At 48.4% G+C, this 14,867-nt stretch carries 12 protein-coding genes; 9 read left to right on the top strand and 3 right to left on the bottom strand.

Features of this window, described 5'->3' with window-relative positions:
- The 6 genes from RG959_RS00425 to RG959_RS00400 all read left to right on the top strand — a co-directional run bounded on the left by RG959_RS00425 (position 1) and on the right by RG959_RS00400 (position 6,322).
- A complete protein-coding gene (locus tag RG959_RS00425; RefSeq protein WP_342795526.1) occupies positions 1-1,218 on the top strand; it encodes an NCS2 family permease in 1,218 nt (405 codons plus the stop codon).
- A 128-nt stretch (positions 1,219-1,346) separates the two neighbouring features.
- Positions 1,347-2,333 (top strand): diaminopimelate epimerase, encoded by a 987-nt coding sequence (dapF, locus tag RG959_RS00420; RefSeq protein ID WP_483298841.1) that lies wholly within the window; start codon positions 1,347-1,349, stop codon positions 2,331-2,333.
- 75 nt (positions 2,334-2,408) lie between these two features.
- Positions 2,409-3,077 carry a phosphatase PAP2 family protein gene (locus RG959_RS00415; protein ID WP_342795524.1) on the top strand — a complete coding sequence of 223 codons (669 nt, stop codon included), beginning with the start codon at positions 2,409-2,411 and terminating at the stop codon, positions 3,075-3,077.
- A 211-nt stretch (positions 3,078-3,288) separates the two neighbouring features.
- Positions 3,289-4,299, top strand: a complete 1,011-nt coding sequence (gene adhP, locus RG959_RS00410) for an alcohol dehydrogenase AdhP (RefSeq protein WP_342795955.1) — start codon at positions 3,289-3,291, stop codon at positions 4,297-4,299.
- Between the two features lie 92 nt (positions 4,300-4,391).
- Positions 4,392-5,909, top strand: coding sequence for an aldehyde dehydrogenase (gene adh, locus RG959_RS00405; protein ID WP_342795523.1), 1,518 nt, complete (start codon positions 4,392-4,394; stop codon positions 5,907-5,909).
- 56 nt (positions 5,910-5,965) lie between these two features.
- Positions 5,966-6,322, top strand: coding sequence for a DUF779 domain-containing protein (locus RG959_RS00400; RefSeq protein WP_342795522.1), 357 nt, complete (start codon positions 5,966-5,968; stop codon positions 6,320-6,322).
- A gap of 553 nt (positions 6,323-6,875) precedes the next feature.
- Here RG959_RS00400 and RG959_RS00395 read toward each other — a convergent pair.
- The 3 genes from RG959_RS00395 to RG959_RS00385 are packed head-to-tail and all read right to left on the bottom strand — an operon-like array spanning position 6,876 to position 11,025.
- On the bottom strand, positions 6,876-8,282 hold the full coding sequence (locus tag RG959_RS00395; RefSeq protein WP_342795521.1) for a sigma-54-dependent transcriptional regulator: 1,407 nt from the start codon (positions 8,280-8,282) through the stop codon (positions 6,876-6,878).
- Positions 8,283-8,287: 5 nt separating this feature from the next.
- Positions 8,288-9,883, bottom strand: a complete 1,596-nt coding sequence (locus tag RG959_RS00390) for a GAF domain-containing sensor histidine kinase (RefSeq protein ID WP_342795520.1) — start codon at positions 9,881-9,883, stop codon at positions 8,288-8,290.
- Complete coding sequence (locus RG959_RS00385; protein WP_483298834.1) at positions 9,880-11,025, bottom strand: iron-containing alcohol dehydrogenase; 1,146 nt, start codon at positions 11,023-11,025, stop codon at positions 9,880-9,882. The genes RG959_RS00390 and RG959_RS00385 overlap by 4 nt, the downstream gene beginning before the upstream one ends.
- Positions 11,026-11,108: 83 nt before the next feature.
- On the opposite strand from RG959_RS00385, the gene RG959_RS00380 reads away from it, so the two are divergent.
- The 3 genes from RG959_RS00380 (at position 11,109) to RG959_RS00370 (ending at position 14,866) form a co-directional block, all read left to right on the top strand.
- The gene (locus tag RG959_RS00380; RefSeq protein ID WP_342795518.1) at positions 11,109-11,858 is read left to right on the top strand and encodes an NRDE family protein; all 750 of its coding nucleotides are present in this window, start codon (positions 11,109-11,111) and stop codon (positions 11,856-11,858) included.
- Positions 11,859-11,898: 40 nt separating this feature from the next.
- A complete protein-coding gene (locus RG959_RS00375; protein WP_342795517.1) occupies positions 11,899-13,389 on the top strand; it encodes a glycosyl hydrolase family 28-related protein in 1,491 nt (496 codons plus the stop codon).
- A 178-nt stretch (positions 13,390-13,567) separates the two neighbouring features.
- Complete coding sequence (locus tag RG959_RS00370) at positions 13,568-14,866, top strand: homoserine dehydrogenase (RefSeq protein WP_342795516.1); 1,299 nt, start codon at positions 13,568-13,570, stop codon at positions 14,864-14,866.
- The last annotated feature ends 1 nt before the right edge of the window (position 14,867 follow it).

Genomic DNA, 14,867 nt, shown 5'->3' with positions numbered 1-14,867 from the left:
ATGAATGGAGGAATTTTTAAGCTTCGCGAGCACGGAACAACCTTCGCGAAGGAATGGTCTGCGGGTGTAACGGGTTTTTTAACCGTTATTTACATTATCGCAGTGAATGGGCTCATTTTATCTGAAGCAGGTATGCCATTTGAGGCTGCTGCCGCCGCAACAATCGTGTCAGCGGCTGTAGGGTGCTTGATTATGGCGCTCTGGGCAAATGCCCCGATTATTATCGTGCCGGGCATGGGGATTAATGCCATGTTCACGTATACGTTTGTTGAGGAGATGGGCATGACATGGCAGCAGGCACTTGGCGTTACTGTTGCATCGGGTCTTTTATTTGCCGTCGTGACATTCACGCCGCTTGCCGCCAAGTTAAACAGCGTGGTGCCGGCATCCTTAAAAGAAGCGATTACGATTGGCCTCGGTTTATTTCTGATTGTGATCGGCGTCGAGAAAGCCGGATTTTCCTGGGCGGCTCTGCTGACGCTGCTTTTAGCGGTAATTCTTTATTGGCGCAAGGTGCCGGGAACGTTCATCTTGGTGATTGCAGCCGGAACCGGCATTGCCTGGCTATTCGGCAGTCTCCCGGAGGCATCGGGCAATGTCGGAATCAAAAGCTATACGGAAGTATGGGGTGCCTGGACGATTCAAGGTCTGTCCCCGTTTGTTTTTATACCAGCGGTTTTTTCGTTGACGATGGTGCTGCTGTTTGAAAACATCGGGCTTGTGCACGGGCATTTGAATTTGGCCCAGCAGCCGGAAAAATTCAAGCGTGCCATCCAGGCAAATGCTGCTTCTGTTGTGGCAAGCGGGCTGGCCGGATCAAGCGCGAATGTATCAGCTGTGGAAAGCGCAGCGCCGATTGCATCCGGCGGGCGGACAGGTTTAGTGCCGCTGACGGCTGGACTGCTGTTTCCGCTCGCTTTTATCGCAGCGCCATACTTAAATATGGTACCGGGCTCTGCGGTTGCCCCGATTTTGATCATTATCGGTACACTGATGACGATGAACATCCGCCGCCTGTCCGTTTCAGACTGGACTGAATCGATTCCAGCCCTGGCGATTATCGCCATCATACCGCTTACCTCAAGTATTGCAGACGGTATTGCGGCTGGCTTCATTTTGTATCCTATTTTAAAAGTGACCCGCGGGCGATTCCGCGAAGTGCCTGTTTCGATGTATATTATCGCGGTGCTTTTCCTAATGAATACAATTGTTCACTAAAAAACCCGCCTCCTGCAGGCGGGTTTTTTCTTTTGTTAAAAATGACGCAAACCCTTTCGAAATGCAACACCAGTGGGTTCAAATCTGCTATACTAAACAACAAATCAGCTGTGAAAGAGGGAGTTATGTTGGAGATTTCGTATATTAAAGGCCATGGGTCGGGAAATGATTTTATTTTGATCGATGAGTGGACGAATGCCTATACATTTACAGAAGAGAACCGCCGCGATCTCGCTTTAGCGCTTTGCGATCGGGAAAAGGGCATTGGAGCTGACGGAATTGTATTTGTGATGGAAAGCGCGCATGCCGATGCGAAAATGCGTATTTTTAACAGTGACGGTTCGGAAGCGTCTATGTGCGGCAACGGGCTGCGTTTGCATGGACGGTACGTTCTGGATAAAATTGGTAAAAATGAGATTATCGTGGAGACAAACAAAGCCGATCTTTATGTGAAGCGGGACGGCGATATTTATGAAGGCGTGCCGGCATACCGTGTTCAAATTTCACCGGTTCTGTTTAATCTTGCGGATTTGCCAATGACGATCGGAAAAGAACATTTGTTTAATGAAGTGGTGCCTGAACTGTCTGATTCTATCCGGTTCTCTGCGCTCGCCGTACCGAACCCTCACTTAATTGTTGTGGCAGACCGGGAGCTCATTGCTTCAGATGAGCAAAAACGGATTTCAGAAATGCTGAACGGGAAAAACGACATTACGCCAGATGGTGTAAACGTCAGCTTTGTGTATCCAATCCAAAAAGGAACGCTGTATGTGCGGACGTTTGAGCGCGGCGTCGGCTTCACCAACGCATGCGGTACAGCGATGTCCGCTTCGACGCTGACCACATGCCAGCTCGGTTTAAATGAAATGGAAACGCCTATTGATGTATACAACAACGGGGGAAAAGTCCGCTGCGAAGTGCATGTGCATGAAGACGGACAATACTCTATTGATTTAATCGGAAACGGAACGTATATGTTCGGGGGTACAATCAGCATTGATCTTGATACGCCGGCTCATTTTACCGTTCATAACCAGGAGGCGTTTGCTGAACAAAACGCCTATGAGCAATTGCGCGAGGAAGTAGAAGCGTATCTGGCTTCAACCGTTTTTTAATCCAGGAAGGTTTCCTGGATTTTTTGAACGGGCAAGGCGTTAAAAACCTTTACAGCTAAGAAAGGAAGATTGCGATTGCAGCAAAAAAACCGGCGCGCCTACGCTTATTACGGCTCACTTGTGCTGTTTCTCGTCCTGTTTACGTGGGGATTTTTCGAAGTGGTCGAGGCTCTTCAAAGAAATGAAGTGGCGGCGTTTGACACGAAAATCATCAACGAGGTACAGTCATGGATCAACGAGGGCCGGACAGCGCGGATGATCTTTTTCACCAATCTTGGTTCCGTCATGTTTTTCAGTGTGGCAACCGGGGTTATTTCTCTTTTTCTCGTGATCCGCAGACGATATGGATGGGCGCTGTTTTTTGTACTGGTAAATGGCCTTGGCGGCGCGTTTAATCATTTTTTAAAAGAGCTGTTTCAGCGTCAGCGGCCGGATATTCTGCCGTTAATTGAACAGGGCGGCTACAGTTTTCCAAGCGGTCATTCTATGGGATCTTTTATTTTTTACGGGGCGCTTTCTTTTATGCTGTTCCGGCTTTTACGTGGAAAGTGGAAAAAAATTGTATCGGCGCTTGTGGCCGGCTCTATGATTTTTTTAGTCGGCTTATCGCGCATTTATCTCGGTGTTCATTATCCAAGTGACGTAGCAGGCGGCTTCTCCATAGGCGCTGCCTGGCTGTTTTTTTGGATTATGCTGTTTCATTTTACCGAATATCGACTGGCCCGCCGGCTTTCTCCTCGTTGAGAAAGCCGTTTTTTCGTTTGTAAGAGCCAATCTTTTGGCTGAATGGGCCGGAAAATCGGCTGATACCCAAACAACTCCCTTTTATGTCAGCGTTTTTATTGTTGGCACAGTGCTTGCAATAAAATAAACGAATGACCAATTAAAAGGAGGAATTAAAATGAAAATAACAGCCGTAAATGAACCGAACCAGCAGCCTGAAGCAACAACAAATATGAAAGCAGCCGTCGTAAATGAATTTAAGCAGCAGCTCGAAGTAAAAGACGTACCCAAGCCCTCGCCAAAACGCGGAGAGGTGCTGGTTAAAATTGAAGCATGCGGTGTATGTCATACCGACCTCCACGCAGCCCATGGTGACTGGCCGGTCAAGCCAAAGCTGCCGCTTATTCCAGGCCATGAAGGTGTAGGGATTATCGAAGAAATTGGTGAAGGGGTCACCTCTTTAAAAACAGGAGACCGGGTCGGTATCCCCTGGCTGTTTTCCGCATGCGGCGAATGTGAGTACTGCCTGCAGGGACAAGAAACGCTTTGCCCTCATCAGGAAAATGGCGGCTATTCAGTTGATGGCGGCTATGCTGAATATTGTGTCGCACCAGCTGATTATGTAGCAAAAATTCCAGATGGCCTCGATCCAGTCGAAGTAGCTCCTATCTTGTGTGCGGGCGTAACAACGTACAAAGCATTAAAAGTATCAGGAGCAAAGCCAGGCGACTGGGTTGCGATTTACGGAATTGGCGGCCTCGGCCATATTGCGCTTCAATATGCGAAAGCGATGGGCTTTAACGTCGTTGCCGTCGATATTGCAGATGAAAAGCTGGAGCTCGCCCAAAGTTTAGGAGCGGATGAGGTGGTAAACGGTATGAACGAAGATCCTGCCGATGCCATACAGGAGAAAGTGGGCGGTGTACAGGCGGCCATCAGTGTAGCGGTGACGAAAAAAGCATTTGAGCAGGCATACCGTTCTGTTAAACGCGGAGGCACACTTGTCGTCGTCGGCCTTCCAAATGATGAGCTGCCAATTCCTATTTTTAACACGGTTTTAAATGGTGTATCCGTAAAAGGCTCCATTGTCGGAACACGTCTCGATATGAAAGAAGCGCTTGAGTTTGCGTCACGCGGTAAAGTAAAAGCGCAGGTGGAAACGGCGCCGCTTGATGAGATTAACACCGTCTTCGATAAAATGACACAAGGAAAAATCAACGGCCGCATTGTGCTGACTTTGTAAGCGTCTTAGTTGACATTCAAGTTGGGAACCGTTATTTTGGAAATGTAAGCGTTTTATATAACGGTTTCCATCATTCAAAGGGGGAAGGGTATATGATTTACGCAAATCCAGGGCAGGAAGGATCAAAGGTTACATTCAAGAAAAGATACGAGAATTATATTAATGGAGAGTGGACAGCGCCGCTCGGCGGCCAGTACTTTGAAAATATCACGCCTGTTACAGGTGAAGTATTTTGTGAAGTCGCCCGCTCCCAGGCTGAGGATATTGAGCTGGCTTTGGATGCCGCCCATGCCGCAAAAGATGCGTGGGGGAAAACGTCGGTGGCCGAGCGCGCCAACATTTTAAATAAAATTGCCGATCGTCTTGAAGAAAACTTGGAAATGCTGGCGGTTGCGGAAACATGGGACAACGGAAAAGCGGTTCGTGAAACATTAAATGCTGATTTGCCGCTGGCCATTGACCACTTCCGTTACTTTGCTGGAGCAATCCGGGCTCAGGAAGGGTCCTTGTCACAAATCGACAACGATACCGTTGCGTATCATTTCCACGAGCCGCTTGGTGTAGTCGGACAGATTATTCCGTGGAATTTTCCGCTCCTCATGGGTGTGTGGAAGCTTGCACCAGCTCTAGCTGCTGGAAACTGTGTAGTCTTAAAGCCGGCTGAACAGACTCCAGCGTCTATTCTTGTATTTATGGAGCTGATTGAAGATCTGCTCCCGCCTGGAGTCGTAAACATTGTCAACGGCTTTGGACTTGAAGCCGGAAAACCGCTGGCCTCGAACAAACGAATTGCTAAAATTGCTTTTACCGGCGAGACCACAACCGGACGCTTGATTATGCAGTATGCATCGCAAAACTTGATTCCAGTTACGCTCGAACTCGGCGGGAAATCACCGAATATTTTCTTTGAAGACATTATGGAAAAAGATGATGCGTTTTTAAACAAAGCAGTTGAAGGGTTTGTTATGTTCGCGCTCAATCAGGGAGAAGTGTGTACATGCCCATCCCGTGCGCTCGTTCATGAAAGCATTTATGATCAGTTCATGGAGCGGGTCATCAAGCGGGTGAATGAAATTAAAACAGGCAACCCGCTTGATACGGATACGATGATGGGGGCACAGGCTTCAAACGAGCAGATGGAAAAAATCCTTTCTTACCTGGATATCGGCAAGCAGGAAGGTGCTGAGTGTCTGGCGGGCGGTGAGCGAAATAAGGTCGAGGGACTAGAAAACGGCTATTATATCAAACCGACTGTTTTTAAAGGCAATAATAAAATGCGCATATTCCAGGAAGAAATTTTTGGGCCTGTTGTATCGGTGACAACGTTTAAAGATGAAGCAGAGGCGCTTGAAATCGCCAATGACACGTTGTACGGACTGGGTGCCGGCGTTTGGTCCCGCCATCAAAACCGGGCATACCGGTTTGGCCGGAACATTCAAGCGGGCCGCGTTTGGACAAACTGTTACCACCAATACCCGGCACATGCGGCGTTCGGCGGATACAAGATGTCCGGTATTGGCCGTGAAAATCATTTGATGATGCTGAATCATTACCAGCAGACGAAAAACCTGCTTGTCAGCTACTCAGAAGATGCCCTTGGATTCTTTTAAATTAAAAAGGCGCTGCCGCTTTAGCGGCGGCGTTTCTTTCGTAGGAGGGGAACAGAATGGTTGACCGTGTTACCGCAACACCGGCTGCTCTGGCTTTAATAGATCAATTGAGGGCAAAACACGGACCGCTTATGTTTCATCAGTCTGGCGGGTGCTGCGACGGCAGCTCGCCGATGTGCTACCCGGACGGGGAGTTTATAACGGGTGATGCGGATAAAAAGCTTGGTGAAATTGGCGGTGCACCCTTTTATATTAGTGAAGCGCAGTATGAATACTGGAAGCATACCCAGCTTATTATCGATGTTGTAGACGGGCGGGGAGGCATGTTTTCTCTTGAAGGACCGGAAGGAAAAAGATTTCTGACAAGGTCACGCGTATTTACAGAAGAAGAGAGACGGGAACTGAATCAATAACCGAAAAAGCCTCTATCAAATAGAAGTTTCAAATTGTAAAAAGTAAAGTCTTTTGTCAAAGGAAATCTCTCTTTCTTTTCCATGCAAGAAGTGTAGGCGGTTGAGATAAGAGCCGATAAGGCGGCGGGCGTGCAGCTTCGCTTTCCATGGGGCAGGCGCTGAGTCCGTCTTTGCAGCACAGCTGCTCAGCAGGCCCGCTCGTCCCATAGGAGTCTTCGCCGCACACCCGCTGCCTGTGCGGTTGGACAAAACTGTACAGTCTGACAGATACAATCACCAAAGCGGCAAGAATAATATATGGAGATGCCCTCTTTGCTGCTCTTTTAAAACACCTGGGGAAGCCGGCCGGACGAAGACTCCTGCGGGATGCACAGTGAGTCGGGAGACCCCGCAGGCGCGTGCGCCGAGGAGGCTCCCGCACTGCCCGCGGAAAGCGAAGTCCGGCCGGCTTCCCTATCGGCTCTTTTTAAGAAGCGGTGTTTCCCGAAAAGTCTTCTGCCCGTTTTCGATAGTGAAGGCTTTCGTGATTTTGGCTGCTGAGCCATTGACAATGTTACGTTTCATTTAAATAATAGCGGATTTTCCGTTTGGAAATACCGAGCCGCTCAGCGGTCTGTGCCCGGCTTCCGGCCGTCTCCCGGAGCGTTTTTTGGATAAACGCTTCAGCCAATCTTTTTTCCATCCCTTTCATTTCCTGTATTAGTTCATCAAGCGAAATGGGCTCGTTTCCCGCATATAAATGGGCTATGTAATCAGAAAACCGGCGCCATTCCTGGTCGAATGACGGCGCGGGGACCGCAGCCAGTCTTTTCGAAGAAAGCGTTTTTGTCATTTTTTGAGGTAGCATCTCTGGCGTAACAAACGGCTCCTCTGGATAAAGCGCCGCCAAACGCTGCAGAAGATTCGCCAGCTCGCGCATATTGCCGGGCCAGTTATACCGCATGCATACCTCCATCGCTTCTGGTGAAAAAGAAAAAGGGAGGCGTTGTTTTTGTTTGTATGCTTCGATAAGAAGCGGAATATCTGACTGCCGTTTACGCAGCGGAGGGATCAGTAGTTTCACAACGTCGAGCCTGTACAGCAAATCTTCCCGGAAAGCGCCGTCTGCCACCGCTTGCTCTAAATTCGTGTGGCTCGCGGCAATGATGCGGGCATTTGTACGCTTTGGTGCCGGGTCGCCAATTTTAAAAAATTCGCCTGTTTCCAGTACGCGCAGCAGCTTTACTTGCGTCGCAAGGGAGGCTTCGGCAATTTCATCTAAAAACAGCGTTCCGCTTCCCGCCGTCTCCACGTATCCCGCCCGGTCGGAGGCGGCCCCGGTAAAAGCGCCTTTTGTATGGCCAAACAACTCACTTTCAAGCAGTGACTCGGAAATGGCCCCGCAGTTCACACCGATAAAAGGTGCCTCAGCCCGGCTGCCGGATTGATGCAGAAAGCGGGCCAGCACTTCTTTGCCGGTGCCGGTTTCTCCTTCAATTAAAATGGTAATCTGTTTGGCAGCGAGTTTAAAAGCGAGGCGGTACAAATCATGCATGTCAGGACTTGTTCCTAAAAAAGCACCGGCAGCCAGTGCAGCTTGTATGTAATCTTCTTCCTCTTTTTGTGCCGTTAACTTATCAAGCAGCTCCTCTAGGGCTTCAATATGTTCAAACGGTTTTTCCAAAAAATCTTCTGCACCAAGCTGGATGGCTTCTACTGCCATCCTGACAGTGCTGTAGCCCGTCATGATAACGGCTTTGCAGAGCGGAGCTCGCTTTTTCAGTTCTTTTAAAAGCTCAAGGCCATTCCGATCGGGCAGCCTCACATCTAAAAAAGCTACATCGAACTGGTCAAGGCGGGAAAGCTGGTCAAAAGCAGCACCGCTTCCTGCATACGTCACCTCCATGCCTTTCATTTGAAAAAGCCTCGTTAAAAAACGGCCGATTTCCTGCTCATCATCGACAATCAATATGTGAGCCATGCTGTTTATATCCCCTTTCTTCTTGGAATGGCCAGCGTAAATGTGCTGCCCTCATGCTGCCTGCTTGTCACTGTTAACGTTCCGCCGTGTGATTCGGCAATGCCAAGGCTCACGGATAACCCGAGCCCGGTTCCTTGATGGGCGGATTTAGTGGTGAAAAACGGATGGAAAATGTCATCCAGTTTTTGGGCCGGGATGCCACAGCCATTATCTGCCACCCGCATATAAACCGAGTGCTTATCGAACTCAGTCCAGACAGACACTTGTTTCGCCGTTTCTTTTTCTAAACAGGCGTCCTTCGCATTTAGGAGCAGATTAACAGCGATTTGACTGAGCTGCTGAATGCTTCCGTCAATAAGCGGCAGCTCTTCAGCCAGCTCAACCGTTAATTCGATCCGCTGTTTTTCCATTTGCCGGCCGGTCAGACGCAATGCTTCATACAAGGCATCATTTAAGGAGCAGGGAATAAAAGAAGCAGGTTCCTGGCGGGAAAAAGCAAGAAGGCTGCGGATAATCGCCCGGCACCGTTTGCCGCATTCTTCGATGTCTGTAAGAAGCGGCTTGGTTTCACTTGTGGAAAGCCGAAGTAAAAGCTGGGTATTGCCAATAATCGCGGTTAACGGATTGTTTAATTCATGGGCTACGCCCGCAGCCATTTCGCCGATTGCCGCCAGCTGGCCAGAATGAATAATTTGTGCCTGCATCAGCTGTTTTTCCGTAATATTTTTTAAATACACGATCACACCATCTATTTGTCCATCATCAAGCAGCGGATAAAGAGCACATTCAAACACCTGGCTTCCGATCGATACTTCCTCCATATGGGGTTTTACTTCCTGAACGGTTTGTTCAAAAAGCTCTGCTGCCAAAAAAGCGAAGACGCTTTTGGCCTGGGGCCAGTTCGCAGCGGCACTGTCATTTTTCGTTAAAATAGTTCCGTTCAAGTCGGTTATGACAATAGAGTCCGCTACCGCGCGAAAAGTCGATTCCCATCTGGACTTGCTGAGCAGCACCTCATGGTAAAGCCGGGCATTTTCAATACAAACGGCGATTTGTCCGGATAAATGACTGAAAAAAGCCCGGTCCTCCTGACAGAAAGCTGCCGGTTCACGTGAGGCAAGCCCGATGACGCCGGTTATCACGCCGCGGCTTCTGAGCGGGAACAGCCAGACAGAGCGAAGCGAGAGCACTTGAAACGCTTCACATTCAAAAAAGGAATCTGCATCACTTGGGACATAAAGAATATCCTGCCCGGTTAAAAACACTTCTGAATAAAGCGAGCCATCAGCCGGAAAAGCCGTTTCTCCCGGCAAAAAAGCGGCTTGTTCCGGGTATACATCGGCTATTCGAAGCGAGCCATCCTCCCAGACAGCCAGGCTGAGCCGGTCAATCCGATATACTTTCTCCAGCTTTTCCTGCGTATGCTTCAGCATTGTTTGAACGGACATATCAACATTAAAGCTGCGCATCATCTCATTGATGACTTCAAGCTGGCTGTTTTTCTTTTGCAGCTCGTCAACGGTCCGCTTTAACTCTGTGTAATAATTCCGTTTGGATGATTGGACGCCCGTCAGCAGCCGGATCATATCAGGCCGGTTCATGACAGGGCCCTTCTTAACAGAGCGGCGACTTCCTCCGCTGAAATATCGCGTGGATTGGTAATCATACAGGCGTCCGTCAGGGCAATTTCACTCATTTCCGCGATGGCTTTTTCTTCAAATCCCATCTCTGAAAGAGAAAGCGGAGCCCCAATATCAACGGCAAGCTTTCGAACGGACTGGATGGCCCTTTCGCCGGCGGCGATATCAGAAAGTCCGGTTACGTCTTCTCCCATTAAAACGGCCATCTCCCGAAACTTTTTCGGGCAGGCAATTAAATTAAATTCCATCACGTGCGGGAGCAGAACGGCGTTAATATCACCATGCAAAAACGGATAGCGGCCGCCGATCGTGTGGCTCATCGCATGGGCGGCGCCGAGGATGGCATTGGAAAAAGCAAGCCCTGCCTGGAGACTGGCCATCGCCATTTTTTCTTTTGCTTCTTTGCTGTATTTTGAAGCAACGGACGGGCGCAAGAACTGAGATGCAAGAAACAGAGCATTTTTCGCCTGCACATCTGTCATGGGAGTAGCCGCCATACTCACATAAGATTCAATCGCATGCGTAATCACATCAAGGCCCGTGGTTGCGGTCAGGCGCGCACTTTTGGTGGCCAGAACGTCCGGATCGATCAGGGCAATATCGGGAACGAGCGACTTCGAGACAATCGTCATTTTTTTCTGGCGTTCACTGTCTACAATGACGGAAAATTGAGAAACTTCTGATCCGGAACCCGCAGTTGTTGGTATCATCACAAGCGGGGGAAGAGGATGCAGGATGCGGTCCACTCCCTCATAATCTCGAATATGCCCTCCGTTTGTTACAAGAGCGGCTGCTGCTTTTCCCACATCAATCGGACTTCCGCCTCCTACGCACATAATGGCATCACACCCATGCTCTTTATAAATACGGGCACAGGCAGCCGCTTCGGCATCGGTTGGATTTACAGATACCTCATCAAATAAAACAGCTGCAAGTCCTGCGTTTTGACAGCTCGCTATTACAGGTTCTGCCCAGCCGGCGTCCACGACGCCGCGGTCTGTTACGACAAGAACATGACGGGCACCAAGCCGCTGGCAGCTTTCACCTGCCTGTGAAATGGATCCGCTTCCAAAAATCACTTCCGGCATCACAAATTTGTACATGCAGTTCACATCCGTTTCTTCCCTTGTTTGTTCTATTGTAACACTCCTGCGTATAATGAAGAAAAAGGAAATGAGGAAAGTGCATGTGTTTAATTGCCATTGCTCATCAGGTGAACAGGGATAAACCACTCATTGTAGCAGCAAACCGGGATGAGTTTTGGGAGCGTCCTGCCCTGCCTTCTCACTGGTGGGAAGATGCGCCTATACTAGCTGGCCGTGATGTAGAAAGGGGCGGGACCTGGATGGGGATTTCTAAAACCGGGCGCTTTTGCGCACTCACCAATTACCGCGACCCGGGGGAAGAGGGAGAAGAAAAGAAATCACGCGGCCATATTGTCCGATCGTTCTTAGAAAGCCATCTGGAAACAGAGTTGTTTTTGAAAGAACTTGACCGGGAAAGAAATCGTTATCCGGGTTTTAATGTGATTGCCGGTACGGCTGAAGCATTATGGGTGTACAGCAGCCGCTCCGGAAGCCATCCATTTCGGCTGCCGCCGGGGATTCATGCGATCAGCAATGCCTTTTTAAATACGCCGTGGCCGAAAACCGTGAGAATCAAGAAAAAAATGGCCCAATCAATGGACAGCAAAGAGAAGCTGTTTTCGATGCTGCAGGATGGAAGGGCAGCGGCGGACGAAGACCTTCCAAATACCGGTGTATCTCTCGAGTGGGAACGGCTGCTGTCTTCTATTTTTATTGAAAGTGCCAACTACGGCACACGCTGCTCCACGGTTCTTGAAGTAAACAGCCGTAAGAGGGCAGTTTGGACAGAACGGACTTTTAAACCAGGCCAGCCATTTGAAGAACAAACCTTTACATTTGATTTTTTCTAATAACAAAATGTGCAAAATTCAAATAGAAAGGATAAAAGAAATGTCTCTTAAAAGAAACCATGATCCGAGAAAAAATGCCCAGCTCATTGAATCCTATTTTAAAGGCAGTGTCCCGCTGTCAGAAGCCGTCCGGGAAACAGATGCACTTTTTTTCGCTTCAGCGGCAGAGTGGAAGCCGACAGAAGAAAGAAGATCGCTGTTCGATCGGCTTAAACGGTTATGGACCAGAGGTGAAGAGCCGCTGAAACTTCATCACACGCTTGTTGATGAGACAGGCGCCTATCCGGACTGGAAACCGGTATTAGACCGGGAATACGGAATACTTGAAGAACGGGCAGCCCATACCGTTTACGTAAAGCCGGGAGAAGATATTCAAGCAGCTCTGGCCGGAGGGGGCAAAACCGTTAAACTCTCAGAAGGCACGTACATTGTAGACGAACTGCATGTGCCGTCCAATACCATCGTCAAGGGGGCTGGAGCAGGCAAAACGATTTTAAAGCTGCGAGATACGGCGCCAAAAAGAAGCTTTGTGATCACAAATGAAAATCATGTCAAAGGCAACCATCACATATTAATAGAAGGCATGACGCTCGATTGGTCGCTTGAACGGCTGCATCCGGAGGAAAAGTCAGCAAGCGGCAATAACCGCTCAAGCTGTGTAACCTTTGCGAATGTAGCCTACGGCTGGATACGAAACTGTGATGCCGTCAATCCCGGCCTTCATTGCTATGATGTGTCTTCAACGTTATATGATTATTCAGGAGACGGACACCGTGCCCGGGGCGGAAGCCGTTTTGTCTGGATTGACGGATGTACGGGTTCTGGCTTTGGGGATGACGGGGTTACGACTCACCATAGTGACTATATTTTGATTTCTAATTGCTTTATGTGTGACCCGTCGGGACGAAGTCATAAAAAAGGCGTTTCCAATTCGAATGGCTTTGAAGTTGACGACGGCTCACGCACCGTCTGGCTCATTAATAATGTGTCGGCCCGCTGCTTCGGCGGCGTTGAAATTAAAGCCCATGCAACAAGTTCAGCAGCAGCGAATGTTCATATTATCGGCCACCTGTCTGAGAATGATAACCGGTCATTTAATTTCCGGCATATCGGCCATCATACAGCAGAAGACCCGGATTCTAAAACAGCCCGCTTTATTACTGCCACACGTATCGTTTCCATTCGGCCTGTTTACACAGAGCTGTATACTGTATCAAAGCCGCGTGTTTTGACTGTGTCCGCTTACCGGCATGTTGTCGTAAACGGACTGCGTGCAGTCGGTGATCCGGCTTATGATTATCAAAATCTGCCTGTCGCGGGGATTCAATATAAAGCAAAATATGTGTATATTCGGGACATAGAGATGCGTGACTTTGCGACGGCCGGGGCTGCGCTGAAAGTATTTGGCGGCGACAACAGAGCGGATTATGTAACGATAGAGAATGCCCGCTTTGCGAATTGCGGAGCATGCCCGCTCTCGATTGCAGTGGATATGAAAAGTGCTTCGCCGAAAAACACGACAACCGCTTGAAACAAGCGGTTGTTTTCTATAATATAAGAATAGTATGAAAATATTATTTTATTAAAAAAACAATTCCGTTTAATTTTCCAAAAGAGAGGGTTGTATTCCACTCGAAAGACCGATATAATGTCTACTATACAAAAACAAATGTACATCAGAAAAATACATAGTTGAGGTGACGTTTAGGATGAAGGAGAATGTAAAGGTAGGATTACTCGGTCTTGGGACAGTCGGCACAGGCGTTGTCAAGATGATTCAGGATCATCAGGAGCAGCTTGCTCACCGCGTTGGCTGCTCGGTTGAAGTAACAAAAGTATTGGTTAAAAACGTAGAGAAAAAACGTGAAGTAGAATTGCCAAAAGAGTCCCTCACACTTGATCCATATGAAGTGATTAACGATCCGAACGTAGATGTGATCGTGGAAGTAATGGGCGGCGTAGATGAAACGAGAAAATTGCTGCTTGATGCATTTCATCAGAAAAAACATGTGGTCACTGCCAACAAAGACCTTGTCGCGCTGTACGGATCAGAGCTGATGAAAGCAGCGGCTGAAAACGGCTGTGACTTTTACTACGAAGCAAGTGTAGCCGGCGGTATTCCAATTATCCGTGGTCTTGCAGACGGACTTGCTTCTGATAAAATTAGAACGATGATGGGAATCGTGAACGGTACAACGAACTTTATCCTGACGAAAATGAACAAAGAAGGCATGTCTTATGAAGCCGCACTTCAAGAAGCACAGGATCTTGGCTTTGCAGAAGCAGATCCGACTTCTGACGTAGAAGGGCTTGATGCCGCACGTAAAATGGCGATTCTAGCACGCCTTGCTTTCTCAATGGATATTGAACTTGAAGACGTAGGTGTGAGCGGCATCTCAAAAGTATCAGACAGCGATTTAAAGCACGGCCAGACACTAGGCTATACAATGAAACTAATTGGATATGCAGATCAGCAAAACGGCGGAGCTGAAGTGAGCGTGCAGCCAACGTTCCTATCAAACAATCACCCGCTCGCATCGGTAAATGATGAGTATAATGCCGTTTACGTATACGGAGATGCAGTCGGTGAAACAATGTTCTACGGACCAGGGGCCGGCGGACTTCCAACAGCAACCTCAATCGTAAGTGACCTGGTTGCCGTTATTACCAATATGAGACTTGGTGTTAACGGAAAAAGCATTACAGTACCGCAATTTGAAAAGCAGCTGAAATCATCAGAAGAAAAGTTTGCAAAATACTTTGTTCGTCTTCACGTACAGGATGAAGTAGGCGCGTTTTCTGAGCTTACAAAGCTGTTTTCAGCCAACGGCATCAGCTTCGAAAAAATTCTTCAGCTGCCGCTTGAAGAAGAAGGCGTAGCTGAAATTGTAATTGTGACACATAAAGCATCACATGAAAGCTACCAAAAAATGCAGGAACAAATTAAAGATTTGGCGGTTGTTCGTTCAATTGAAAGTTTCTACCGCGTTGAAGGAGAAGGAGCATAAT

The sequence above is a fragment of the Domibacillus sp. 8LH genome, from assembly GCF_038806185.1.
Lineage (GTDB): Bacteria > Bacillota > Bacilli > Bacillales > Domibacillaceae > Domibacillus > Domibacillus indicus_A.
The sequence above is the reverse complement of the archived record's forward strand: the minus strand, read 5'-3'. Positions and strand labels throughout refer to the sequence as shown.

Coding starts and splice junctions, on each gene's coding strand:
- RG959_RS00425 (WP_342795526.1), top strand. CDS start 1: ATGAATGGAGGAATTTTTAAGCTTCGCGAGCACGGAACAACCTTCGCG.
- RG959_RS00400 (WP_342795522.1), top strand. CDS start 5,966: ATGGTTGACCGTGTTACCGCAACACCGGCTGCTCTGGCTTTAATAGAT.
- RG959_RS00385 (WP_483298834.1), bottom strand. CDS start 11,025: ATGTACAAATTTGTGATGCCGGAAGTGATTTTTGGAAGCGGATCCATT.
- adhP (WP_342795955.1), top strand. CDS start 3,289: ATGAAAGCAGCCGTCGTAAATGAATTTAAGCAGCAGCTCGAAGTAAAA.
- RG959_RS00395 (WP_342795521.1), bottom strand. CDS start 8,282: ATGGCTCACATATTGATTGTCGATGATGAGCAGGAAATCGGCCGTTTT.
- RG959_RS00390 (WP_342795520.1), bottom strand. CDS start 9,883: ATGAACCGGCCTGATATGATCCGGCTGCTGACGGGCGTCCAATCATCC.
- RG959_RS00370 (WP_342795516.1), top strand. CDS start 13,568: ATGAAGGAGAATGTAAAGGTAGGATTACTCGGTCTTGGGACAGTCGGC.
- RG959_RS00375 (WP_342795517.1), top strand. CDS start 11,899: ATGTCTCTTAAAAGAAACCATGATCCGAGAAAAAATGCCCAGCTCATT.
- adh (WP_342795523.1), top strand. CDS start 4,392: ATGATTTACGCAAATCCAGGGCAGGAAGGATCAAAGGTTACATTCAAG.
- RG959_RS00380 (WP_342795518.1), top strand. CDS start 11,109: ATGTGTTTAATTGCCATTGCTCATCAGGTGAACAGGGATAAACCACTC.